This window comes from Neisseria sp. P0008.S010, from assembly GCF_051962715.1.
Classification (GTDB): Bacteria; Pseudomonadota; Gammaproteobacteria; order Burkholderiales; family Neisseriaceae; genus Neisseria; species Neisseria elongata.
The window spans coordinates 1-266 of the sequence record NZ_JBQCVA010000313.1 but is presented as its reverse complement, the minus strand read 5'-3'; the positions used below and the strand labels follow the sequence as shown (position 1 = coordinate 266).

Below are 266 nucleotides of genomic sequence, written 5' to 3'. Positions count from 1 at the left end.
AGCTTGGGCTTTCTGAGTGATGCCATAAGAAGGGTTACTGCCTGTCTCTGTCCACCGGAAAGAAGACCCACTTTTGCTGTAAGCCTGTCTTCCAGACCGAGTCCAAGCCTTCCCAGCAGTTCTTTATACTGTTTACGTTCTTCATCCGTCACGCCCCAACTAAGTCTGCGTCTCTGTCCTCGTCTGGCTGCAAGAGCAAGGTTTTCCTCAAGCTGCATGCTTGGAGCAGTTCCCATCATCGGGTCCTGAAACACGCGGCCAATAAG

General features: G+C 51.9%; 1 protein-coding gene. It reads right to left on the bottom strand.

Annotated features, from left to right (window positions below; all coding sequences use genetic code 11):
- On the bottom strand, positions 1-239 hold a 239-nt coding region (locus ACTHSL_RS13740), incomplete at its 3' end, for an ATP-binding cassette domain-containing protein (protein ID WP_440381729.1).
- Positions 240-266: the final 27 nt, after the last annotated feature.